General features: G+C 59.6%; 20 protein-coding genes and 3 rRNA genes. 8 read left to right on the forward strand and 15 right to left on the reverse strand.

Annotated elements, in window-relative coordinates:
- Positions 1-639 carry a response regulator gene (locus tag CATRI_RS12635; RefSeq protein ID WP_290218158.1) on the reverse strand — a complete coding sequence of 213 codons (639 nt, stop codon included), beginning with the start codon at positions 637-639 and terminating at the stop codon, positions 1-3.
- Entirely contained in the window at positions 636-1,922 is a 1,287-nt protein-coding gene (locus tag CATRI_RS12640; protein WP_290218161.1) for a sensor histidine kinase, read from the reverse strand. Before CATRI_RS12640 ends, CATRI_RS12635 begins: the two co-directional genes overlap by 4 nt.
- 150 nt (positions 1,923-2,072) lie before the next feature.
- Between CATRI_RS12640 and yidC the strand changes: the two genes are divergently transcribed.
- Positions 2,073-3,308: a membrane protein insertase YidC gene (yidC, locus tag CATRI_RS12645; RefSeq protein ID WP_290218164.1), complete on the forward strand. Its 1,236-nt coding sequence runs from the start codon at positions 2,073-2,075 to the stop codon at positions 3,306-3,308.
- Here yidC and CATRI_RS12650 read toward each other — a convergent pair.
- A complete protein-coding gene (locus CATRI_RS12650) occupies positions 3,235-3,867 on the reverse strand; it encodes a TetR/AcrR family transcriptional regulator (RefSeq protein WP_290218166.1) in 633 nt (210 codons plus the stop codon). The genes yidC and CATRI_RS12650 overlap by 74 nt on opposite strands.
- Positions 3,868-4,052: 185 nt before the next feature.
- Positions 4,053-4,307 carry a GlsB/YeaQ/YmgE family stress response membrane protein gene (locus CATRI_RS12655; protein ID WP_290218168.1) on the reverse strand — a complete coding sequence of 85 codons (255 nt, stop codon included), beginning with the start codon at positions 4,305-4,307 and terminating at the stop codon, positions 4,053-4,055.
- A gap of 264 nt (positions 4,308-4,571) precedes the next feature.
- On the opposite strand from CATRI_RS12655, the gene CATRI_RS12660 reads away from it, so the two are divergent.
- Together CATRI_RS12660 and CATRI_RS12665 are read left to right on the forward strand one after the other, a co-directional pair.
- Complete coding sequence (locus CATRI_RS12660; RefSeq protein ID WP_290216844.1) at positions 4,572-5,042, forward strand: hypothetical protein; 471 nt, start codon at positions 4,572-4,574, stop codon at positions 5,040-5,042.
- Between the two features lie 242 nt (positions 5,043-5,284).
- Positions 5,285-6,085, forward strand: a complete 801-nt coding sequence (locus CATRI_RS12665) for a DDE-type integrase/transposase/recombinase (protein ID WP_290216842.1) — start codon at positions 5,285-5,287, stop codon at positions 6,083-6,085.
- 122 nt (positions 6,086-6,207) lie between these two features.
- Here the strand turns inward: CATRI_RS12665 and CATRI_RS12670 are convergent, their stop codons facing one another.
- Positions 6,208-7,104 carry a universal stress protein gene (locus CATRI_RS12670; RefSeq protein ID WP_290218170.1) on the reverse strand — a complete coding sequence of 299 codons (897 nt, stop codon included), beginning with the start codon at positions 7,102-7,104 and terminating at the stop codon, positions 6,208-6,210.
- A gap of 95 nt (positions 7,105-7,199) precedes the next feature.
- Positions 7,200-7,346 carry a hypothetical protein gene (locus tag CATRI_RS12675; protein WP_290218174.1) on the reverse strand — a complete coding sequence of 49 codons (147 nt, stop codon included), beginning with the start codon at positions 7,344-7,346 and terminating at the stop codon, positions 7,200-7,202.
- On the opposite strand from CATRI_RS12675, the gene CATRI_RS12680 reads away from it, so the two are divergent.
- Complete coding sequence (locus tag CATRI_RS12680) at positions 7,345-8,340, forward strand: pseudouridine synthase (protein ID WP_290218177.1); 996 nt, start codon at positions 7,345-7,347, stop codon at positions 8,338-8,340. The genes CATRI_RS12675 and CATRI_RS12680 overlap by 2 nt on opposite strands.
- Before the next feature lie 165 nt (positions 8,341-8,505).
- Here the strand turns inward: CATRI_RS12680 and rrf are convergent.
- The 6 genes from rrf to CATRI_RS12710 all read right to left on the reverse strand — a co-directional run bounded on the left by rrf (position 8,506) and on the right by CATRI_RS12710 (position 16,832).
- Positions 8,506-8,623, reverse strand: a 5S ribosomal RNA gene (rrf, locus tag CATRI_RS12685).
- A 178-nt stretch (positions 8,624-8,801) separates the two neighbouring features.
- Positions 8,802-11,901: ribosomal RNA gene (locus CATRI_RS12690) — 23S ribosomal RNA — on the reverse strand.
- Positions 11,902-12,398: 497 nt separating this feature from the next.
- Positions 12,399-13,933, reverse strand: a 16S ribosomal RNA gene (locus tag CATRI_RS12695).
- The 16S, 23S and 5S rRNA genes sit together here, the layout of an rRNA operon.
- 600 nt (positions 13,934-14,533) lie before the next feature.
- Complete coding sequence (locus tag CATRI_RS12700; RefSeq protein WP_290218180.1) at positions 14,534-15,568, reverse strand: hypothetical protein; 1,035 nt, start codon at positions 15,566-15,568, stop codon at positions 14,534-14,536.
- A complete protein-coding gene (locus CATRI_RS12705) occupies positions 15,565-16,461 on the reverse strand; it encodes an ATP-binding cassette domain-containing protein (protein WP_290218183.1) in 897 nt (298 codons plus the stop codon). The genes CATRI_RS12700 and CATRI_RS12705 overlap by 4 nt, the downstream gene beginning before the upstream one ends.
- Complete coding sequence (locus CATRI_RS12710; RefSeq protein ID WP_290218184.1) at positions 16,458-16,832, reverse strand: GntR family transcriptional regulator; 375 nt, start codon at positions 16,830-16,832, stop codon at positions 16,458-16,460. Before CATRI_RS12710 ends, CATRI_RS12705 begins: the two co-directional genes overlap by 4 nt.
- A 179-nt stretch (positions 16,833-17,011) precedes the next feature.
- Here CATRI_RS12710 and CATRI_RS12715 point away from each other — a divergent pair, with 179 nt between their 5' ends.
- Complete coding sequence (locus CATRI_RS12715) at positions 17,012-18,268, forward strand: NYN domain-containing protein (protein ID WP_290218187.1); 1,257 nt, start codon at positions 17,012-17,014, stop codon at positions 18,266-18,268.
- A 24-nt stretch (positions 18,269-18,292) separates the two neighbouring features.
- Here CATRI_RS12715 and CATRI_RS12720 read toward each other — a convergent pair whose 3' ends face one another.
- Together CATRI_RS12720 and trxA are read right to left on the reverse strand one after the other, a co-directional pair.
- Positions 18,293-19,117, reverse strand: coding sequence for a PspA/IM30 family protein (locus CATRI_RS12720; protein WP_290218189.1), 825 nt, complete (start codon positions 19,115-19,117; stop codon positions 18,293-18,295).
- Positions 19,118-19,278: 161 nt separating this feature from the next.
- Positions 19,279-19,662 (reverse strand): thioredoxin, encoded by a 384-nt coding sequence (gene trxA, locus CATRI_RS12725; RefSeq protein ID WP_290218192.1) that lies wholly within the window; start codon positions 19,660-19,662, stop codon positions 19,279-19,281.
- 154 nt (positions 19,663-19,816) lie between these two features.
- Here trxA and CATRI_RS12730 point away from each other — a divergent pair, with 154 nt between their 5' ends.
- The 3 genes from CATRI_RS12730 to CATRI_RS12740 all read left to right on the forward strand — a co-directional run bounded on the left by CATRI_RS12730 (position 19,817) and on the right by CATRI_RS12740 (position 23,754).
- Positions 19,817-20,023 carry a heavy-metal-associated domain-containing protein gene (locus CATRI_RS12730; RefSeq protein WP_290218194.1) on the forward strand — a complete coding sequence of 69 codons (207 nt, stop codon included), beginning with the start codon at positions 19,817-19,819 and terminating at the stop codon, positions 20,021-20,023.
- A 104-nt stretch (positions 20,024-20,127) separates the two neighbouring features.
- Positions 20,128-22,389, forward strand: coding sequence for a heavy metal translocating P-type ATPase (locus CATRI_RS12735; RefSeq protein WP_290218197.1), 2,262 nt, complete (start codon positions 20,128-20,130; stop codon positions 22,387-22,389).
- Positions 22,390-22,416: 27 nt separating this feature from the next.
- Positions 22,417-23,754, forward strand: coding sequence for an MFS transporter (locus tag CATRI_RS12740; RefSeq protein ID WP_290218199.1), 1,338 nt, complete (start codon positions 22,417-22,419; stop codon positions 23,752-23,754).
- Here the strand turns inward: CATRI_RS12740 and CATRI_RS12745 are convergent.
- Positions 23,751-23,894, reverse strand: a complete 144-nt coding sequence (locus CATRI_RS12745; RefSeq protein WP_290218203.1) for a hypothetical protein — start codon at positions 23,892-23,894, stop codon at positions 23,751-23,753. The two genes, CATRI_RS12740 and CATRI_RS12745, sit on opposite strands and share 4 nt — an antisense overlap.
- Between the last annotated feature and the right edge of the window lie 175 nt (positions 23,895-24,069).

Here is a 24,069-nt window from a genome sequence, read left to right on the forward strand (position 1 = left end):
TTAGAGCATTCCCTGCTCTCGGGCTGCCGCCACGGCGGAGGTGCGAGAGCGCACGCCCAACTTGTCATAAATATGGACGAGGTGGGATTTCACGGTCGCCTCGGAGAGCATGAGGGTGTGCCCGATCTCGCGGTTGGAGGAGCCCTCCGACACGAGCTTGAGCACCTCCAGCTCACGGGGCGTCAATGATGTGCGCGGGGTCCGCACCCGCGTCATCAGTCGATCCGCCACAACGGGAGACAGCGCAGAGTCACCCTCGGCTGCGGAACGCACGGCGGCGAGGAGCTCGGCCGGTGGGGCATCTTTGAGCATGTACCCGACCGCTCCGGCTTCAATCGCGCCGAGAATGTCCGCATCGGTGTCATAGTTGGTCACCACGAGCACTTTGGGCGGCTTCGCCATCGATGCCTTGATCTCTGCTGTGGCCTCCGCCCCGTTCATCACTCGCGTGCCTTCGACGCCGGCCCCGAATCGTAGGTCCATGAGCAAGACGTCGATCCCACCGGCTTGGGCGGCTGCGATGGCGGCCTCCGCAGTGGCGACTTCCCCGACCACTTCAATGTCCTCAGCGTCCTCTAGGACGGCTCGAAGCCCCATCCGGACAATTTCATGATCGTCGGCCAGCAGCACTCGGATCATGCTTGCCACCTTTCCTCTTCTTCGTTGTGGTTGTGTTCAAGTGTAGTAGTTAGCGTTGCCTCAGTATGAGTCACGGTGTCCACCGGGATAGCCACCGACACCGCCGTGCCAAATCCGGGCGTCGACTCGACCTCCAGCACCCCGCCTTGCTCGGCGGCGCGCTGCCGCATCGCGTCGAGTCCAATGTGGCCCAGGCTGGCTGGCCTTTCCTCGACCTCAGTCGGATCGAAGCCATCACCATTGTCGACGACGTCGAGGCGCACCTCATCCGGCTCGTAGGTCACCGTCACCTGGCACTTCGTGGCATGTGCATGCTTTGCGACGTTGCCCACCGCCCCCTGGGCAATCCTCAACAGGCAGGTTTCCGTCCGCATCGGCAGCTGAGTTTCTTGGCCCTCCAACTTGACGCTGATGTCCACCTCCGCGGCCGCCGCGAAACTCCGCGACATTCGCTCCAGGGCCCCTTCCAGCGACGTCTCCGATAGGGAGGCAGGCTGGAGGGTCGCGATCATCGCACGCGTTTCCCCCAGATTCTCCGCAGCGGTGGTTCGCGCCAGTTCCAACAAACGTCGCGGGTTAGCTGTCTGCTCTTCCGGCAACCCGAAGCCCTGGATGTCACGCTCCACCGAATGAAGCAGGAGCTGGATGCTCGATAAGCCTTGGGCAACCGTGTCATGGATTTCGTGGGCCAAGCGCTGGCGCTCCTCCACCACGCCCGCCGCCCTCTCGGTCTCGGCGAGCTGCGAACGGGTAGCGATGAGTTGATCAATGAGCTCCTCCCGCTCCCGGTTGATGCGCCACATCGTGCGGAAGGCGTAGTGAATAGCCAATACGACGCCCGCCGACACCGCTGGGCCCATCACCCCACCAACCGTCAATCCGTTGGGGATCTGCGTAATGACCGATACCGCCGCGGCAAACAACACCGAGGCGACGCCCCGAATATCGTCCATCACCCGCAAGTAAAGGAAGAACAAAGAAAACACCAGATAGATGCCAACGGGGGCGACGAGCATCGCCAGGATCCATACCCCGGTTAGCGCCACCAGCCACAGCAACTGGGTGGTTTCTCGCCACCGCGGGAGCTGCGACGATCCGTAGAAATAGAGGACGGCAAATCCGGAGCACAGCAGCAGATTCAAGGCTGCCTCACCGAAGGGAAGACGGATGGAGCTGAGCAACGCCACAACCAACAGCAGCGCGGTAAGAATGTGGACTCCGTCGGTCAACACTTCCTCATCGGGGGCATAGGTGCGCTCCCGTGACTCTTCGCTGGTCTCCATGTACATGAGCCTACTCAGCGGATCCTCAATTTTTCATCATGCCCCAGTCGCATTATGGGTCGGCCATTCGTGAGATCCGTCGTGCATGGATAGGATCGGAACAGCGAATGGTGAGCAGGTCAGGTGGCCTTGCTCTCGACTACTGTGAGGATGGTTGACTCGACTGTGCTGGAACCGTTTATCTATCTGGTCTCCGGGGTCCTGAAGCTTTGGCACCTCCTGATCCACAACCTGCTGGGAGTCAACGACTCAACCGCCTGGGCACTCTCCCTGCTCGGCCTTGTGATTACCGTCCGCGGCCTCATCACACCGATTTCCTGGATCCAATACTTGTCCTCGCGGCGCTCCATTGTCATGCGTCCCGAGCTCGAGGCCCTCAACAAGGAGTATGAGTCTCGCACCGATAAGGAGTCGGTCGCGGAGTTGGAAGTCAAGCGCAAGGAACTGCGCCAACGCCACAATTACAATCCGATGGCCGGCTGCTTGCCCATGCTCATCCAGATTCCCATCTTCTTGGGGCTCTACCGCGTCGTCGTGCAGATGTCCCGACCCTCCGAGACCTTGGAAGTGCCAGAGGGCGCCTCCGTGGGATTGCTCAACGCCACAGAGATGCGATCATTCATCAACGCGGAGTTGTTCGGCTATCCCCTGCCTGCCTACGTGGCCATGTCTGAAGAACATCTCGCGGCCTTGGGAACCACCCGCAGTGAAGTCATGCAGTTCGTGTTGCCGACGTTGCTGCTGGCCGTCTTCTTCACCATGTTCAACCTCTTCCAGACCGTACGCCGGAACCGCTTGACCATGGATTGGTCCTCCAAGCTCTCCCGCGGTGCGAACAAGATGATCGTCTTTATGATCCCGTTCATCCCCGTCATGCTTATCAGCTTCGGCCTCACCGGCCAGGCCCCCGTGGCCATCATCGCCTACTGGTTTGCGAACAACCTGTGGACACTAGCCCAAACCTCCTACATCCGCTTCCGGATCGACCAGCTCATGCCCCTCTCTGATGTGCATCTTGCTGCTACCGATGAAGCGAAGGAGGCCTTCCTCAGCGACCTCCGGGAGCGGCGCGCCCACCGGAGGGCAGTGCGACGTCGAAAAGCAACCGGCGCCATTAAGCCGTGGAAGATCCCCGAGATTCGCCGAGAGCTCAAAGCTGAAAATGCAGAACGCCGCGAAAAGGCGACCGCCGAGAAGGCTGAACGAAAACGAATCAGGAAAGAACAGTCCGCCGCACGCACCGAACTCATCAAGGAAAAGAACGAGCGCAAGCGCCAAGCACGCCTAGCGAAGAAAAACCCTGACGCTGCGGCTAAATTGAATAATCCGCCGGAGGAGCCAGCAACATCTGACGAGCCAAATCCCGAGCCGTCTCCAACGGACTAACGTGCCGGACGAAACGGGCGCCCGCCAAGCCGCCGTCGAGGAAGATGAGCAACTGGTTCGCCTGCGTCGATGAGGGGTAGCCGTTCTTCGCGGTGAGGAGATCCGTCATCGTCTTGTGCATCCACGTCCGATGCGCCAGACAGGCAGCGATGATGCCCCGTTCGGAATCAGTTTCCGGCTTCGGGTACTCATTCGCGGCGTTTTGAAAGTGAGATCCACGGAAGTCTTTCGCGGGTTCCTCCGCGATAGCCATGTCAAAGAACGCGAGGATCTTGTCCTCTGCGTCGGCCATGTTCCTCGTTCTATCCTCCCACGCCTGCCGAGACTGCTCATCGAGCGCCTCCAAATAGGCGATGACCAACGCGTCCTTCGAACCAAACAGAGAATAAAGAGAAGCCTTGGCGACGTCCGCCTCCCGCAGGATGCGATCAATTCCGATGACCCGGATGCCCTCAGTGGAAAAAAGGTTCGTTGCCGAATCCAGAAGGCGCTGGCGCGGGCTAGGACGGTTGCGCCGGCGGGTAACAGTGGTCTTCTTTTTAGGTGTGCTGGGAGCCACGAAATAGCCGTCCTTCCAAGGGTCGAGGGGGAATGTGCGGTTGCTTCTACTCAATATAGACAAACCGGTACGTATAGCAAGCACGCACCCCCGGCCTTGGTGTCTCACGGCCCTCGCACTGGCCTCAGAAACGCCAGACGCCCGCCGCCCCCACAGGGAAGCAACGGGCGCTGAGGTGCTCGGTCTTACTTTCGGACCGCCTGCACAATAGAGAGCAGAATGACCGCTCCGAGGAGGCAGGTAAAGAAACTGAAAATCCATCCACCTGCAGCCACATCGAAGAAGAAGCCCAGCAGCCAGCCAATGAGGAGGCCACCCAGGACGCCAACAATGATGTTGAGCAGGATGCCCTGCTGGGCGTCGGTGCCCTTGATCTTGGAAGCAACCCAACCAGCGAGGCCGCCGATGATAATCCAACCCAAGAAACTCAGACCAGGCATTTTGTTCTCCTTCTCACGTTCGTTTCACTCAGCCAGCATTGGCGCCAACCGATATTGAGCTATGTCGGTCCCTGGCAGCTCACGTGAAAGTGCCATCCAGCGATCACATGTACAGCTTTGCATGGATAGGAAGGAAATGCACGTTTAAGCAAGTATCGTGACCGGATCGTTGTGACTATGCTTCCGAAACGTTTTGTTTTTCAGCGTCACCCTTGCTGTCAGTCTGGTTGTGAAGCTATTTCCCCCGCTTCTAAGGAGACGACCATGACCGTGACCATCCCACCCACAATCGAACAGGAATGGACAACTGAGCAGATGAGGGAACACGCCCTGGCCTACACAACCACCCGCCACGGGTACAAAGGCACCTACCTCGCCGTCCACGGTATTTCCCGCTTTCAGATGCGCCGGTTCGTGGCACTGACCGCCGACGGGGATCTTGCCACCGGGCGTGGACCACGTTTAACTGGCAGCATGACCACCGATGACGCCGCTGAAATCCGACGGCTGGAGGCAACCATCACCGACCTCACCGACAGACTCGCTACCGCCGAAGCCTGTGCTACTACCGCTGAGCATCAACGCGACACCCAAGCCGAGACGGATTCGGCGAGTATTACCGAACTTAAAGAAGTGATCGGCGCCTTGGGAAAAGCTATCGCCACCATGCAGGAAGCTGGCACGCGTGTCGACGTGGCGGAAAACAACTCACCCCAGCCGAGCACACAACCCTAGAACACCTGCAAGAGCAGGAAGAAGACATCCTCACGAAGCTACGTACTGCTGGGTGGACGAAGAAAAACGCCCTTGACCTGGTAGGCCTGTCGGAATCGACCTACCACTACCGCCACCGTCCCCGACCACGCGTAACCAACCCGATCCCGCATACACAGCGGTGCGGGTTAGTTCGACTCAGTGATCAGGAAAAGGACAAGATTCGCGCCCTGCTGACCGCCGGTAGGGCGGAAGGGTTAAGCGTGGCTGAGATCTACTGGCGTCACGTAGATGACCGGCGGGAACCCTACCTGGGATCACAGTCAAGTTTTTACCGTCTGGCCCGGATGATGCGCGCGTTCACACCGGTGCCACGGGCACGCACCCGCCCGGCACGCAGCCCGGTACCGCAGGTCACGGCGACGGGACCGGGGCAGGTGTTTGTGTGGGATGTGACCTGGATTCTAGGGAGCTTGGTCCGTCAGAAATGGGCACTGTATCAGGTCATGGATTTGTATTCGCGCAAGATCGTTGGATGGACAATCCAGCCTGGTGAAGACACCGTGATTGCTACCGACCTCATTGAGCAGTGCCTCGTTGATCAGGGGATCGGCACGGTGAAGATCGTGCATTCAGATAACGGGTCCATCATGACCAGCAAGGCCATGACTGCCCTGCTGGGGAGGTACAACGTGACTCAATCGTTGATCCGTCCGTCGGTGAGCAACGATAACCCGCAGTGTGAGTCATTGCACCGTACTGTCAAGCGGCACCGTTTGGCGTTGGAGGTCTACACCGATATCACCCAGGCGTATGAGACTATCGCGGCTGTTATCGAGGCGTACAACACTACTGATCATCATTCGGGGATAGCGTCGTTTACTCCTGAGGAGGTGTTCACCGGTGAATGGGTGGCGACGTTGGAGCACCGTCGGCGTCGTAAGGGTGTCTATTACCGTGATCATCGCCAGCGGTTTCATGCCCCGCCGAAGGTCTGGACGGTGCCGCATGCGGTGACGATCAATCTTGCTAAGCCGCCTGAGGAGTTCGTCCTTGCCCAGTAGTCACCCCCCCTTTTTCTTCACAACTACTTGACACCCAGCGTCACATCGCATTTGCCAGCTTCCCGAAAAACACGAAACCCGCACCCCATGGAGGGGAATGCGGGTAACGGGCAGGACTATCTTTAAGAATCGATAGGACGAACAACCATCATCGGGCAGGGTGCAGACTGCAACAATGCGCGCGAGGTCGACCCCAAGAGCATGCCCTTGAAACCGCCGCGGCCGTGGGAGCCAACAACGAGCAGCTGGGCTCCTTCGGAATTCTCGACGAGGGCGCGAACCGGGCGATCGCGGGTAATGACCTTCCGCACCTCAACGTTGGGGTACTTCTCCGTCATCGGAGCCAGGCGCTCGGAGAGCATCTCGATTTGCTCGCGCTCAACCTCTTCCCACTGGAGCTGCGCCGCAGACAATCCAGCCAGAGATGCCTGAACCTGCATGTCCATCCAGGTGTGGACGGTCACGAGCTCGCAATTACGTGCCTCCGCCTCGGCGAAAGCAATCTCCGTGGCCCTCTGAGAGACATCAGAACCATCGACGCCCACGACGACAGGACCGTACTTCGTCGCTTCCTGCACCGGATTGTCATCGCGGACGACAACAACGGGGCATTCAGCGTGAGACACGACTGCCGCCGACACCGAACCCATGACCATGCCGGACAGGCCGCCCAAGCCGCGGGAGCCCATGACGATCATGGTGACGTCCTTCGACATTTCCAGGAGCATGTCGATCGGCGAGCCCTCGGCGATAGTGTGGCCGATCTTGATGTCGGGAGCGATCTCATGAGCAATGACGCGAGCCTGATCGATCTTCTCCATGGTCTCAGCCTGAAGATCATCAAATAATTCTTGTGGCGGAACCATTCCCTCGGCGTAGAGGAACTGCGGCATAGTGTACGACGATGCCAGACGCAGCGGAATCCCGCGCTTATTAGCGGTATTGGCGGCCCAACGAACTGCGTTGTGCGAGGCTTCAGAGCCGTCGACTGCTACGACGACAATGTCTTCCTTAGTCATTTCGATCGCCCTTTCATGTTAAGGATCGATTTTTCTTCGGTGTCTATGTCAATTGTAGCGCCGCCCATCCTAGCTTGGGCAGAGGTTAGTACCAGTTAGGGGGCGAGCGGGACGTGTGTGGCGGCGTCAGAGTTCGCGGGGAAGAGGATTCCGTAGATGACCTTAGCGAAGTCCGTGAGCATCTTACCGATACCCTCAGAGGAGAAAGCGGTAGCCTGTTCGAGGATGGCATCAAAGTTCATGAATAACAGGGTAGCTCAACCACGCGGCCAGCGCTCGCCCTTGCCCGTCCGTGACGGGCTGACTTCCACGCGCGCCCGCCTGCCCGCCGACGCTGCTCCCATTCGGGCATGGGACTTCGTGCAGCACCTCATCAGCACTCAACGTCACCGACATCCTGCCGACGACAGCACAGCCCTACACAAGCGTTTCGACGCCGGCCTGGTCGTCCGCCGTTCCGGCGTCCCCTTCGAACCAGACACAATCGTATATCCGGGTGAAGACGTCTTCTTCTACCGGATGCCGGCCCCCGAGCCGTCAGTCCCGTACAAGATCGACATCCTCCATCGCGACGAAGACATTCTCGTCGTAGACAAACCACCCTTCTTAGCCACCATGCCTCGTGGCAAACACATCACCGAAACCGTGACGGTCCGGCTCCGACGCCTTTTGGATCTACCCGAGCTCGTTCCCGCCCACCGCCTCGACCGTCTCACCTCCGGGGTCCTACTCTTCACCCTCCGGAAGGAAGTACGCGGTTCTTATCAACGACTTTTCGCTGATCGCGCCGTGACGAAAACCTACGAAGCAATCGCTCCACTCAGAGACTTCACCACCCCCTTGGACTGGTCGTCACACATGATCAAAACCCCCGGCGACATTCAAGGATTCATCACCCCCGGAGAGCCCAATGCACACACAACACTTCTCGTCGTGCAGCCAGTCGCTCCCGATGAACAAGTAGCACTGACTAGCGTCCACGGCCCCCTAGAACCCCAGGGTCGCTATGTGCTCCAACCGAAAACAGGTCGGACGCACCAGCTGCGTCTCCACATGTGGGCCGCCGGCGTGCCGATTATCGGCGATCCCGTGTACCCACGCATCCACACCGAAGCCGAAGAAGACTTCCGCGTTCCCATGCATCTAAGGGCTAGCGGGCTCAGGTTCATCGATCCTCTGAGTGGCAAGGAGCGGAGTTTTGCTGCGCCGTCACGGCTGTTTCCGACTATGAGCTAGCGCCAGGTGCGCGACAATCAACTTCTCGTTGTTGTGGTGTCACCGGCGATGCCAATAGCTAACCCACCCTCTTTTGGCATGCATGCAAAAGAAAAAGGCTCTGTACCACCAACCCACCAAGGGATCAATCGTACAGAGCCTTCCAACTTCTTGTTAAATTTTTAGCGTCGGCGGTAACCTACTCTCCCACACCCTCCCAGGTGCAGTACCATCAGCGCAACCAGGCTTAGCTTCCGGGTTCGGAAAGGGACCGGGCGTTTCCCTGCTGCCATCAACCACCGACACACCCACCGAAACAACACCACCCACCCCACACAAGGCAAGGCACGTGAACTGTTTCGTGACACGATGTGTTGTGTCAGACACTGCATAATGGACGCGAACCAACCACCACAAGGGCGATCATTGGTTTATTTTTGTTACGTTGCGCAACACCACCACACTCAATCACTCAAGCGTGCGCGTGTGTTTCGTCGGTCTATTAGTACCAGTCACCTCCACACCTTACAATGCGTCCAGATCTGGCCTATCAACCCCGTCATCTCCAGGGGACCTCACATGAAACCTCATCTCGAAACAGGCTTCCCGCTTAGATGCTTTCAGCGGTTATCCCTTCCGTACGTAGCCAACCAGCCCTGCTCCTGGCGGAACAACTGGCACACCAGAGGTACGTCCGTCCCGGTCCTCTCGTACTAGGGACAGCCTTCCACAAGTTTCTACGCGCGCGGCGGATAGAGACCGAACTGTCTCACGACGTTCTAAACCCAGCTCGCGTGCCGCTTTAATGGGCGAACAGCCCAACCCTTGGGACCTACTCCAGCCCCAGGATGCGACGAGCCGACATCGAGGTGCCAAACCATCCCGTCGATATGGACTCTTGGGGAAGATCAGCCTGTTATCCCCGGGGTACCTTTTATCCGTTGAGCGACACCACTTCCACAAGTAGGTGCCGGATCACTAGTCCCGACTTTCGTCCCTGCTCGAGCTGTCACTCTCACAGTCAAGCTCCCTTGTGCACTTACACTCACCACCTGATTACCAACCAGGCTGAGGGAACCTTTGGGCGCCTCCGTTACATTTTGGGAGGCAACCGCCCCAGTTAAACTACCCACCAGGCACTGTCCCCAACCCAGATCATGGGCCAAGGTTCAGGTATCCAATCCGATCAGAGTGGTATTTCAACAACGACTCACACACAACTAGCGTCACATGATCTAAGTCTCCCACCTATCCTACACAAACCGAACCGAACACCAATACCAAGCTATAGTGAAGGTCCCGGGGTCTTTTCGTCCTGCCGCGCGTAACGAGCATCTTTACTCGTACTGCAATTTCACCGGGCCTGTGGTTGAGACAGCAGGGAAGTCGTTACGCCATTCGTGCAGGTCGGAACTTACCCGACAAGGAATTTCGCTACCTTAGGATGGTTATAGTTACCACCGCCGTTTACTGGGGCTTAAATTCTCCGCTTCGACCCCACAAGTGAGATCTAACAGGTCCTCTTAACCTTCCAGCACCGGGCAGGCGTCAGTCCGTATACCTCAACTTCAACGTTTTCGCACGGACCTGTGTTTTTAATAAACAGTCGCTTCCCTCTATTCTCTGCGACCACCACCAGCAACCACACCGCAAAGATGTGTCACCAACAGTGGCCCCCCTTCTCCCGAAGTTACGGGGGCATTTTGCCGAGTTCCTTAACCACAGTTCACCCGAACGCCTTAGTATTCTCTACCTGACTACCTGTGTCGGTTTAGGGTACGGGCCATATACATACATCGCTAGAGGCTTTTCTCGACAGTACGGGATCACCAACTTCACCCCAAAGGGGCTACGCATCACGCCTCACACTAAATGAGGGGCGGATTTACCACTCCCCTCGTGCCACACGCTTACACCACAATCCAATAAGTGGCTTAGCTACCCCACTGCGTCACCCCATCACTTGGCTACTACCAGTTCAGGCCCCACGCACTCACACCACCAACCACAGCAAAACTGCAGTCAGGCGATGATCGCGGGCGGTTAGTATCACTGATTCACACATGGGCGCACATACACGGGTACCAGAATATCAACTGGTTGTCCATCGACTACGCCTGTCGGCCTCGCCTTAGGTCCCGACTCACCCTGGGAAGACGAACTTGACCCAGGAACCCTTAGTCATCCGGCGGATGAGATTCTCACTCATCAATCGTTACTCATGCCTGCATTCTCACTCGCACACACTCCACGCCCCCTCACGGTAACGCTTCACAGCTGTGCACGACGCTCCCCTACCCAACACCCACCCCAAAAGGCGGGTTGTTGCCGCGGCTTCGGCGGTGTACTTGAGCCCCACTACATTGTCGGCGCAGAACCACTCGACCAGTGAGCTATTACGCACTCTTTCAAGGATGGCTGCTTCTAAGCCAACCTCCTGGCTGTCTTCGCGATCCCACATCCTTTTCCACTTAGTACACGCTTAGGGGCCTTAGCCGGCGATCTGGGCTGTTTCCCTCTCGACTATGAAGCTTATCCCCCACAGTCTCACTGCTGTGCTCAACTTAACCGGCATTCGGAGTTTGGCTGACATTGCTAAGATTGTCGTCCCGCTCAACCAACCAGTAGCTCTACCTCCAGCAAGCAACACACAACGCTGCACCTAAATGCATTTCGGGGAGAACCAGCTATCACGGAGTTTGATTGGCCTTTCACCCCTACCCACAACTCATCCCCTCAGTTTTCAACCTAAGTGGGTTCGCGCCTCCACAAAGTCTTACCTCTGCTTCACACTGGCCATGGGTAGATCACTCCGCTTCGGGTCCAGGACATGCCACTAACAACACCCTCGTTAGGATTCGCTTTCGCTACGACTACCCCACACGGGTTAACCTCGCGACATGCCGCTGACTCGCAGGCTCATTCTTCAAAAGGCACGCCATCACACACAAGAGGTGCTCTGACGGATTGTAAGCACATGGTTTCAGGTACTATTTCACTCCCCTCCCGGGGTACTTTTCACCATTCCCTCACGGTACTATCCGCTATCGGTCACACTGAGTATTTAGGCTTACCGGGTGGTCCCGGCAGATTCACAGCAGATTTCACGAGCCCGCTGCTACTCGGGACAACACCAACACACACCACAAGCTATTAACGTACGGGACTCTCACCCACTCCGGCAGGCCATCCCAAACCACTTCCGCTCAACTCATAGTAATGCGCGGCGGGTCAACAGCCCCACCACAGGTGCATCCCACAACACCGCATGCGCAACCCCTGTCAGGTATCACACACACACACGGTTTAGCCTCATCCACGTTCGCTCGCCACTACTAGCGGAATCATTATTTATTTTCCTCTCCTGCGGGTACTGAGATGTTTCACTTCCCCGCGTCAACCTCCACCACGACTATGAATTCATCGTGAGGTGACCACCCATAACGATGGCCGGGTTCCCCCATTCGGACATCCTCGGATCAACGCTTAGTTGTCAACTCCCCGAGGCTTAACGCAGACTCACACGTCCTTCATCGGCTCAGCATGCCAAGGCATCCACCATGTGCCCTTACACAAACACACACCCACACACACCAACCACCCAACCCCCAGCCCACCCAAAAAAAGGGCACACCAAGGAACCAAGGCAACCAGCGCGTGTGCGGTGAACACACAACACAAAACACTTACAAAATGCTCTCTACCAAAAATAAAGATGCTCGCGTCCACTATACAGTTCTCACACAACACACCACCCCCACACCACACCACCACCCACCAGGACATAAACCCAGGTCAGACACGACGATGCGACACAGACATGATCACGAAACAACAAAAACGATGTTGTCCCAGACACCCAACAGCATGCCAATGCACCATAATTTACGCTTGCGACAACAATCACCTGTCAACCACACGTGGTATGCGATCCACCCGATAATTTACGATGGCGGGTCAACACTTGTGACCACCAACCACCAACCACCCACCAGACACACACCCACCGACCACAACTGTGACCAGCAAGAAAATGGTGACTACTCAACGTGAGTGAGAAAAATATTTAAGCTCCTTAGAAAGGAGGTGATCCAGCCGCACCTTCCGGTACGGCTACCTTGTTACGACTTCGTCCCAATCGCCGATCCCACCTTCGACAGCTCCCCCCTGTAAACAGGTTGGGCCACTGGCTTCGGGTGTTACCAACTTTCATGACGTGACGGGCGGTGTGTACAAGGCCCGGGAACGTATTCACCGCAGCGTTGCTGATCTGCGATTACTAGCGACTCCGACTTCATGGGGTCGAGTTGCAGACCCCAATCCGAACTGAGGCCGGCTTTCAGCGATTAGCGCACCCTCACGGGCTGGCAACGCGTTGTACCGACCATTGTAGCATGTGTGAAGCCCTGGACATAAGGGGCATGATGATTTGACGTCATCCCCACCTTCCTCCGAGTTGACCCCGGCAGTCTCTCATGAGTCCCCACCATAACGTGCTGGCAACATAAGACAAGGGTTGCGCTCGTTGCGGGACTTAACCCAACATCTCACGACACGAGCTGACGACAACCATGCACCACCTGTATACGAGCCACAAGGGAAACCACATCTCTGCGGCGATCCCGTATATGTCAAGCCCAGGTAAGGTTCTTCGCGTTGCATCGAATTAATCCACATGCTCCGCCGCTTGTGCGGGCCCCCGTCAATTCCTTTGAGTTTTAGCCTTGCGGCCGTACTCCCCAGGCGGGGCGCTTAATGCGTTAGCTACGGCACAGAAGTCGTGGAAGACCCCTACACCTAGCGCCCACCGTTTACGGCATGGACTACCAGGGTATCTAATCCTGTTCGCTACCCATGCTTTCGCTCCTCAGCGTCAGTTACTGCCCAGAGACCTGCCTTCGCCATTGGTGTTCCTCCTGATATCTGCGCATTTCACCGCTACACCAGGAATTCCAGTCTCCCCTACAGCACTCAAGTATTGCCCGTATCGCCTGCACGCCCGGAGTTAAGCCCCGGAATTTCACAGACGACGCGACAAACCACCTACGAGCTCTTTACGCCCAGTAATTCCGGACAACGCTCGCACCCTACGTATTACCGCGGCTGCTGGCACGTAGTTAGCCGGTGCTTCTTATCCAGGTACCGTCACCACCCCACAAAGGGCAGCTTCGTCCCTAGCGAAAGAGGTTTACAACCCGAAGGCCGTCATCCCCCACGCGGCGTCGCTGCATCAGGCTTGCGCCCATTGTGCAATATTCCCCACTGCTGCCTCCCGTAGGAGTCTGGGCCGTATCTCAGTCCCAATGTGGCCGTCCACCCTCTCAGGCCGGCTACCCGTCGACGCCTTGGTAGGCCATTACCCCACCAACAAGCTGATAGGCCGCGGGCTCATCTCGTACCGAAAAACTTTCCACCCACCACACTAAAGGAAGGTTATATCCGGTATTAGACCCAGTTTCCCAAGCTTATCCCGAAGTACGAGGCAGATCACCCACGTGTTACTCACCCGTTCGCCACTCGAGTACCCCAGCAAGCTGAGGCCTTTCCGTTCGACTTGCATGTGTTAAGCACGCCGCCAGCGTTCGTCCTGAGCCAGGATCAAACTCTCCATAAAAAAATTTCAGAAGAAACAATTCCAGGCAGAGCCCAAAACCCAACCAAAAAACAAACAACCAACGATTAAAAAATCATCAACTGCTCACACCCACCCCCACAACCCGACGGGGAAGATACAAGGTGGGCAAAAAAATATACGACAACGATATACATCACTGCACGTACCGGACACACTCACCACCCACACACCCCACCACACAGGCAAGGACATGCACATGGCGCGTTATTTACCGTGGCACCCGATCCAAGAAGAGGTACCACCCGGCACACACCAACCACACCCACCAAACAACACGCCGGAGGGCACAGCTGGCCAACAGCACAATCATCATCACAAACAAAAGTACATTGGCACACTATTGAGTTCTCACACAACATCACCACACCACACCAACCACACCCCCACAAGGGCACAGCCGTGATAGCAGGCTAGCTAAAATGTTTGGTCAGGGCCTGTTTTCCTCTCGCCTGCACGCACTCCAGATCCTCTTGCGAGTCTCTGTCTGCGGGGCGCTGTCGGTCGCGCTGACTTCATTAAAGTTACACACCCACCCAGACCAACACAACTCCCCAGGTCAGAGCTAAGAAATCGGTTGCACTATGTCGAAGGTTTAGCGTTCAATCCGAGCCAATCACTCATGCCGCCGCCGAAGGGCGTGAATCGACGAGCCATGGTCGGAAGCCAAACGGAGAAGGCCAAATAGAAGGTAGCTGCAGCTGCCACGCCTACCCAACCGCTGATGAGGCCAAACAGCAGGGACAGGGCCAGTCCACCGGCAGCAGTAGATAAGAGGAGGGCGACCGGCCAAGTTCTGCGATCGGTCAGCTCCAAGGTGAGGGCGAAAAGAGGCGCGAGGAATCCGAGGACAACAAAGCTCAGTGATTCGTCGAGGTGCCCAGGAAAGAGGAGGAGGTGGTCGACTCCGGCTACGAGGACGCTAAATCCAACGCTCAGAAGTCCGGCAAAAGCCGATGCGCTCGCCCAGTCCTTCCTGGTTCCTCCCATGCTTTGCCAGTCCCGCAGCGAGCGACCAATCGCGCTCATTCCGAATAGTGACCCGACTATGGTCGCTAACCACACGATTAGCCTGACCTGCATCGCCCCGTCGAGGAAGCTACCACGAGTGTAAAAGAGCGCCGCCAGGAGCAAAAGCAAGGCGAGCCCGCCGCCCCACGTCATCAGCCAGGTGAGAGCCTGCGGCCGGTAGATGATTGCGGACTTGGTGGATTCACTCGGAGTATCACCCGAAACAAGCAGCCGTTCGATGCTCCGGGTGGGCTGCCCTGGCCACACCATGGCAATAAGCCACAAGGCGAGAATGCTGGACGGCAGTACCCAACGGGGATCTGCCGGGGACAGCAACGCGACCTCGAGTAGCAGCAAAGGTGCCACTGCGGTCACGGCCAGCCGCCGGTGCCGGCGCCAGGTCGCCTTGTTCAGACCCAACGCCTCATAGGGCTCCCAGGTTGGGCGAAGGACGGGATAGATGACGATGAGCAGTAGTCCCCACCAGCCACCGACAGTGGCAGCATTGAAGGTCACCGCCGGGGCGAAGATAAGGAAGTTGATGATGTTCTGAGGGGTTAACAGCAGGTAGCGGGCCATTCTCCACCGGTGAGCTACCGAGTTCATCTCTCCTCCTCACCCAGAGCTGCGACCGCCTTCTCGAGGGTGACCTCAGCGACGCGCACGCGACCGCCATTGTGGCAGGCGAGATCGAAGACGGCGTCGATAAGCTCTGGTTTCTCGCGGAGGTCGACGATGCTTCGGCTGCCCAAACTCATATCGGTTCGAGATAGCTCCCTCACGCCTAGTCGATTGAGCACGTGATCGATCTCCTCGGCGGGTCCGGTTAGCTCGATGATGCGCTCGGCGATGTCTCCCACTGGGCCGTTTATACGGACACAACCCGAGTCGATGAAGAGGATGCTGTCGAGAAGGCGCTCCGATTCATGCAAGTGATGTGTCGACATGACGATGGTGCGGGGCTGAGTTTCCATTTCTTCGCGGAGGGTGCGGTAGAAGGCCTCCCGCTTGCCGGCATCGAAGCCGAGGTAGGGTTCGTCGAGCAGCATGAGTTCACAACCGCTTGCGCAGGCATAAACAATGGAAGCGGCGGATTTTTGGCCGCGAGAGAGCTGGGAATATGAGGTGTGGCGGGGTACCTCGAAGCGCCGAGCGAGTTCCTCGGCGCGTTCAGCCCGCCAACCCCGGTGGCGGGCCGCGCCAACCACGCATACTTTCTCTAGATTCCATCCCTCAGGAAGCGGAGCGTCGATACCGGCCAGGACGGTGCGATCCAGGACAACTGGATTGTCGAAGGGCGCGGCACCGAAGACGGTGAGGCGGCCGTCGACAAGCAGGCGCCCGGCGAGGGCGCGGAGGAGGGTGGTTTTACCGGCACCGTTGGGGCCGATGAGGCCGTGGACCTGGCCAGCGGCAAGTGAGAAGTCCAGATCGGAGACGACCTGGCCGCGGCCGTATCCGACGGAGAGGCCTCTGGCATGGATCAGCGGGGTGGTCATCGGTAGAGACCTCGGCTTTCTGCAACGGCGTCGATGAGTCGGTGGATGTCGGTGCGGGTGATGTCGAGCTTGACGGCCTCGTCGATAAGCGGGACCAGGTAGGAGGCGGCGAACTCCTCGCTGCGGCGCGCGAGAATGATGTCACGAGCCTTGTCGGTGACGAACATGCCGATACCGCGTTTCTTTTCCAGCACCCCGCTTTCGACGAGGAGGGTGATGCCTTTCCGCGCAGTCGCCGGGTTGATCTGGTGAAACTCGGCCAGTTCGTTGGTTGAGGGGGCACGGGAGCCGGCAGGTAGGTTGCCATCGACGATGGAATCTTCGATGAGGTTGGCGATCTGTCGAAACAACGGGGCCGTCGAGTCGTCCATGCACCACCTCCCTGTTGGTTGGTTGGTTAGTTTGCTAACTAACTATAGGTCCGTAAATGCACCTGCACAAGGCTCAGCGCACTTTCGGGGACCAACATCGACGTGACAGCCCCAATTAGGGCATGCTGGTAATGAACAAATCGACTTAGAATCCCCGACAAACATAGAAATTAGGAGCCATGCTTGAACGCACATTGGTCCTCGTTGACACCTCCTACCTGCTCGCGAGCTTCTACAACTCGTGGGAGACGGGTGCCCGCGCCCAATTAGAAATCGACCTCCCGGAGGTGGTTAATGTCCTCGACTCGATGGTCCAAAATCAACTCCGCCAACCCATCCATCGGCAGCTGTGGTACGACGGCATCCCCGACAATGGTCCACACCGCTACCAACGCGCGCTACGCACCTGCGACGGCGTGCAGCTGCGCGCGGGCCAACTCATCGAGTGGGGCGAGCGCCGCACTCAAAAGGCAGTGGATACCCGCCTCGTAGCGGACATGGTTGCCGCTGCGGTCCGCCAGCAGTTCTCGGACTTCGTGCTCGTTTCTGGCGATGCCGACATGATCCCCGGCGTCCAAGAAGCCACCGAAAACGGAATCCGCGTGCACCTGTACGGATTCGGCTGGGACTCCATGTCCGCCGCGCTGCGCCACGCCTGCGATTCCACCACTATCCTCGACCCGCGCGAGGATTTCACCGACGCCATGCAGTTGCAAGTGCTCGAGGGCCCGCTGCCGCCGGTCGTTCGCTCCCGGCCGCTTGGTGATGCCGAACCCTTCGAGGAACCCGGCATGACCACCGTCCCGAACGGGGCAATCCCCTCGTTTCTGCCCCCGGAACCTCGCCAGGACCAGTCGCCCCCCATCCCCGCTGCTACCACAGAACCAGCATCCGCCCCACCTTCAGATGTTGAAATGTGCGACGTCGTGGAGCCCACCCCGGTTACCCCAACCGCGCAGGCGGAATACACCCCGGAGCGTGACACTCCCGAAGAGGAGCGCTCCGCGGTAGAGCAGGAGCTCTCCCGGGAGACTCCGAAGCCTGGACCGAAGGAGTTCGCGGAGGAGTCCTCGGTTGCTCCCACTCCGGCTTCCATTCCCAAACCGTCCATGATGGCACCGCGCCGCAAGCTGCGTTCGCGCTACGTGCCGTTGCCGGAAGAGGTGTGGACATCCGCCGGTTTCCAGACCCCCTTCGACGTGGGCCAACAGTATGCGACCTGGTGGTATGAGAATGCCGCCACCATCGATCAGCGCGACCAAGCGCACTTGCTCTCCGGCGGTGGCCTTCCCCCCGAGATCGATCGGCCCCTGCTGCAATTCGCGTGCGAAACTCTGCACGAGTACACGCTCAGCGAGACCCAGCGCGTCAATCTCCGGGACGGCTTCCACTCGGGGATCCGCGGGGTGCTGGTGAGCTACCGCCGCGAGTCCTAGAAAACCTAGGGGAAGGGGACTTGGTTAGTCCTTCTTCTCCTCGGTTTCGCCCACTTCTTCCACCACGACGGCTTCGTCCTCTGACGCTTCAGCAGTCTCGCCTGCTTCAATGGCTTCCGGCGCGGACTCTCCCGCCAGGGAAGCGCGGATTTCCGCCAGGCGCGCCGCGGCCTTCATGTCAGTGCCGGCGGTGGCAATTTCGGCCATGCGGTCGTCGACGGAGTGCTGGGCCAGTTCCTGCGCGCCGAGAGCCTCTGCGTATCGACGTTCGATCTTGTCGCGCACTGCGTCCAGCGTCGGCACGTTGTCGTTCGGACGCAGCTCGCTCATGGTGTCCATTGCCCGCGTGGTCTGCTCCTGCATGGCAGCCTGATCGGCCTGGGCGCGCAGCTGATCGATTTGGGCCAGCTGCTCTTTGAGGCGCATCTCGGACTCTTTTTGCTGCTGTTGCGCCTGGGCGGCGGCTTGCGTGGCCTGCTCGTGCAGAGCCTTCGTCTCCTCCAGCTGCTGCTCTACGGAAACGAGCTGAGTGGCGAAGATCTCGGCAGTGTTGCCGAACTCTTGGGCCTTTACCGCATCCCCATCGGCGGCGGCCTTGTCGGCGGCCATGATGGCGGTGCGGGCCTGCTCCTGATGCTCCGCCTGGGACTTAATCAGGCGGTCGAGTTTCATCTCCAGCTGCTTCTTATTACCGATGATGGCGGCCGCCTGCTCGGTGATCTGCTGGTGCTGCTGCTTGGCGGCTTCGGTGGCCTGCTGGATCTGGACCTTTGGATCGGCGTTCTGGTCGATCTTCGAGTCGAAAGAGGCCATGAGGTACTTCCAGCCCTTGCTCAGCGGGTTAGCCATGATGGGGGTCTCGCTTTCTCACTGCAGTGTTGTCGATCCCGGGAATCCGGATCCTTTAAACAAGTTTAGAGAGAACGGGCCCAGTGCGTCGCCTGCGAAATCAACCAAGAATCAGCAAAGCCGCCCCGATCTCTCGGGGCGGCTGTACGAGCGGAAGGGATTTAGCCCTGCTCTGCGTCGCTAGCGGCGTTGGCTTCGGCGACCTGGCGGCGAACCTCATCCATATCGAGGTCCTTGACCTGGGTAACCAAATCCTCCAGCGCGGCCGGCGGCAATGCGCCTGCCTCGCGGTAAACCATGATGCCGTCGCGGAAGATCATGAGCGTGGGAATCGACTGAATCTGCAGCGCAGAGGCGATACCCTGGTTAGCTTCGGTGTCTAGCTTGGCGAAGACTGCGTCGGTGTGCTTCTCCGATGCCTTCTCGTAGGTCGGGGCGAAAGCGCGACATGGGCCACACCAGCTGGCCCATGCATCGACGAGGACGATACCCTCGGCGGTGACGGTCTCTTCGAAAGTTGCTTCAGTAACGTCAATGGTGGCCAATTGATTACTCCTGACTAGCCGTTTTGTAAGGTCATTAGCGGACCGGAGCGATCCAGTCTCTTTTGTCACAACCCTACCTGGCCCTTCAATATTCCCCCGGGGAGTTTTCTCGGAGCATGGAAGGCGGCCGGGGCACGAGAGGAAGAACCCTGCCATGATCAAGAACTACGTCGTCGAAGGCATGACCTGTGAGCATTGCAAGGCCTCCGTTGAGGAGGAGATTGGTGACCTGCCAGGCACCCAGGGCGTAGAGGTCGATCTGGCTACCGGGCGCGTGTCCGTGACCGGTGTCGCCTTCACTGATGCCGATATCATCCGGGCCGTGGAAAATGCTGGCTACACGGTGAAGCAGGACGACTAGCCAGCCCCGGAGAACCCTTGCCAGCCCCGGAGAACCCTTGCCAGATACCCCATAGGGGTATAACGTGGTGGCCATAGATTAGATCCCCAACGGATGGGTCCACCATGATTAGCACCGCACCTGCCGCCGACGTCCTCGAGCTCGACCTGGGAGTCACCGGCATGACCTGCACCTCCTGCTCCGCCCGAGTCGAAAGAAAGCTCAACAAACTCGACGGAGTCGAGGCCACGGTCAATTTCGCCACGGAATCCGCGGCCATCACCTACGACCCCGCCAAGGCAGACCCTGACAAGCTCATCGACGTGGTGCGCGGCGCCGGGTACGACGCCTTCGAGCTGACTCCACCCGAGGCCGAGCCGACGGGGGCGCCGACGGGGGCGTCGATAAGCATCAGCCCCCAGGAGGCAGCCCGCCAGAGCGAGGCGGCCGACCTCAAGCGGCGGCTCATCGGATCCGCCGTCCTGACGGTGCCGATTGTCCTGCTCAGCATGATTCCCGCTCTCCAGTTCACCAACTGGCAGTGGGCGGTGCTGACGATGGCGACGCTCGTCTACGTCGTCGGCGGCGCACCCTTCCACACCGCCGCCCTGGCCAACCTGCGTCACGGCGCCTTCACTATGGATTCGCTGATTTCCCTAGGCACGACGGCGGCGTACCTGTGGAGCCTGTGGGCACTGTTCTTCGGGCACGCCGGCCACCCGGGCATGAAGATGGAAATGCATCTGTTCCCCTCGGACTCGACGATGGATGAGATCTATCTGGAGACCGCCGCGGTCGTCATCACCTTCCTCCTGCTCGGCCGCTGGTTTGAGACCCGCGCCAAGGGGCGCTCCTCCGAGGCACTGCGCGCCCTGCTCGACATGGGGGCAAAGGATGCCACCGTGCTTCGCGACGGCCGCGAGGCCCGCATCCCCATCTCCTCCCTCGCCGTCGGCGACACCATCGTCGTCCGCCCCGGGGAGAAGATCGCCGCCGATGGCACCGTCACCGAAGGCCGCTCCGCCGTCGATGAGTCCATGCTCACCGGCGAATCCCTCCCCGTCGACGTCGGACCGGGTTCGCGCGTCACCGGCGCCACGATCAACACCTCCGGGCGCCTACTCGTCGAGGTCAGCCGCGTGGGCGAAGACTCGACTCTGGCGCAGATGGCCAAGCTCGTGAGCGTTGCCCAGGCCCAGAAGGCCCCGGTGCAGCGGCTGGTGGATCGCATTTCCCAGGTCTTCGTGCCTGTCGTCATCGCGGTCTCCGTGCTCACTTTTGGGGCTCACCTGCTGCTGGGCAGCGGGCTCGCCCCCGCGTTCACCGCCGCCGTCGCCGTCCTCATCATCGCTTGCCCCTGTGCGCTCGGGCTAGCCACCCCCACGGCCCTGCTCGTGGGTACGGGTCGCGGTGCGCAGCTGGGTCTGCTCATTAAGGGCCCCGAGGTACTCGAGCAGACCCGGCGCGTGGACACCATCGTCATGGACAAGACCGGCACGGTCACCGAAGGTGCCATGTCTGTCACCTCAGTCACACCCGCCACCGGCTTCAATTCGACTGAGGTCGTGGAGGCGGCCGCCGCCGTGGAATCGGCCTCCGAGCACCCGATCGCCCGGGCTATTGCGGCCGAGGTTGCAGTACCCCCGCAGGTCACGGACTTCCGCAACGAACCTGGGGTCGGAGTGACCGGCACCGTCGGAGGCCGACAGGTGACGGTGGGACGGCCCACCGAAGACCTGCCCGCCGACCTGGAGCAGGCGTTCACGCAAGCCCAGGCCGAGGGTGCCACGCCCGTGGTCGTGCTTATCGACGCCGCCGTCGCCGGCATCATCGCCGTCCGCGACACCGTCAAGCCCAGCTCCGCCGAGGCAATCGCCGCGATGCGGTCGTTGGGATTGACCCCGATGCTGCTGACCGGCGACAACGCGGGCGCCGCCCAGGCGGTGGCCCGGGAAGTGGGCATCGATCCCGCAGAAGTTATCGCCGAGGTCATGCCAGCCGACAAGGTCAACGTCGTGTCGCGCCTGCAGCAAGAAGGCCGAAACGTCGCCATGGTGGGCGACGGCGTCAACGATGCCGCCGCCCTCGCGCAGGCGGACCTCGGCTTGGCCATGGGCGCAGGCACTGACGTCGCCATCGAGGCTTCCGACATCACCCTCATGAACAATGACCTCCGCTCGGCTGTCGACGCCATTCGGCTCTCCCGTAAGACCCTGACCACGATCAAGGGCAACCTGTTCTGGGCGTTCGCCTACAACGTGATCCTCATCCCGGTCGCGGCCCTTGGGTTCCTCAATCCGATGCTCGCGGGAATTGCCATGGCCTTTTCCTCGGTCTTCGTGGTCAGCAACTCCTTGCGCCTGAGAGGATTTAACGCCCTGCACTGAGCTCGACGTGGAGTAGTGTTTCCCACCATGAGCGACCAGTTGACCAGGAACGAAAGACTCGACCGGCTGCCGGTCACCCCCAAACACCGCCGACTACTCCTCGGCTCCGGCGTCGGCTGGGCCCTCGACGCCATGGACGTCGGCCTGATCTCCTTCATCATGGCGGCGTTGGCCGTCCACTGGGGTTTGAGCCCCACTCAGACTTCTTGGCTCGGTTCCATCGGTTTCGTGGGGATGGCCGTGGGCGCCACCTTTGGCGGATTGCTGGCCGACAAGATCGGACGTCGGCAAGTTTTTGCCCTCACCCTCCTGGTGTACGGCCTGGCCACAGGCGCGTCCGCCCTCGCCGGTGGCCTCGCGGTCCTCATCGCGCTGCGCTTCATTGTCGGCCTTGGCTTGGGCGCCGAGCTCCCCGTCGCCTCGACCCTCGTCTCCGAGTTCTCCCCCCGCCGGGTACGCGGACGCATGGTGGTCATCCTCGAAGCCTTCTGGGCGGTCGGCTGGATCGCCGCGGCAATGATCGGCGCCTTCGTGGTCACCTCCTCCGACAATGGCTGGCGTTGGGCCCTCGCCCTGGGAATGATTCCCGCCGTTTACGCCTTGGTCATCCGCCACGGCCTTCCCGAGTCCGTCCGTTTCCTCGAAGACAAGGGCCGTCATTCTGAGGCGGAGGAGGTGGTCTCCTCCTTCGAGGCCCAAGTGGACCCCGAAAAGCTTTCGCGTATCGACGCCGCCCTCCTCGCCGACCCCACCATCGTCCGGGAAGACTTCGACGACGCCACGTCCATCTGGGCACCGGGTCTGCGCCGCCGCACGGCCGCCTTATGGATCGTGTGGTTCTGCGTCAACCTCTCCTACTACGGGGCCTTCATCTGGATTCCCTCGCTGCTAGTGGCAGACGGTTTTACGCTGGTTAAATCCTTCCAATTCACATTGATCATCACATTTGCCCAGCTGCCCGGTTACGCCGTCGCCGCCTGGCTCATCGAGGCCTGGGGGCGCCGCTCCACCCTGGCGACCTTCCTCGCTGGTTCCGCCGCGGCCGCCATCTTCTTCGGCAATGCCGACGCTGAGTGGACGATCATCCTGGCTGGCTGCCTGCTGTCCTTCTTCAACCTGGGCGCCTGGGGAGCTCTCTACGCCATCGGCCCCGAGCTGTACCCCAGCCATATCCGCGGCGCGGGAACGGGCGCGGCCGCCGGATTTGGCCGCCTGGCGTCCATCTCCGCTCCCCTCATCGTGCCGCCGCTGTTGCTCTTTGGTGGCTCGGTCCTCCTCTTCGGACTGTTCGCCGTGTCCTTTGCCATAGCGGCGCTGACCACCCTCACGCTCCCCGAGCAGCGTGGCAAGGTCCTCGACGGCTAGGCGAACCAGCGCGCGATGCGCTGGATAAGCGTCTCCGGCTGGGTGGCGGCGGCGATGGCATCGAGGCTGCGCGGGAGATGCAAGATGGTGGCGCGCTCGGTGTGCTCGACGGAGATGTGCTCGTCCATGCGGGTAGTCATGATGCCCCTCCTTGGGTGCTCATCGTTGTTTACTCTGTGAGGCCTCATCGTAGGAGAGTTTGCGCAGCTCAAGCACCATTGCTAAGCCAACCTTAAGTAACTACGCCCTTAAATAGGTTTACCTAAAGGCTGCAAAGATGCAGGGTAACGCGGCGCTGCGGAGGGCGGTTCATCC

The sequence above is a fragment of the Corynebacterium atrinae genome (genome assembly GCF_030408455.1).
GTDB lineage: Bacteria > Actinomycetota > Actinomycetes > Mycobacteriales > Mycobacteriaceae > Corynebacterium > Corynebacterium atrinae.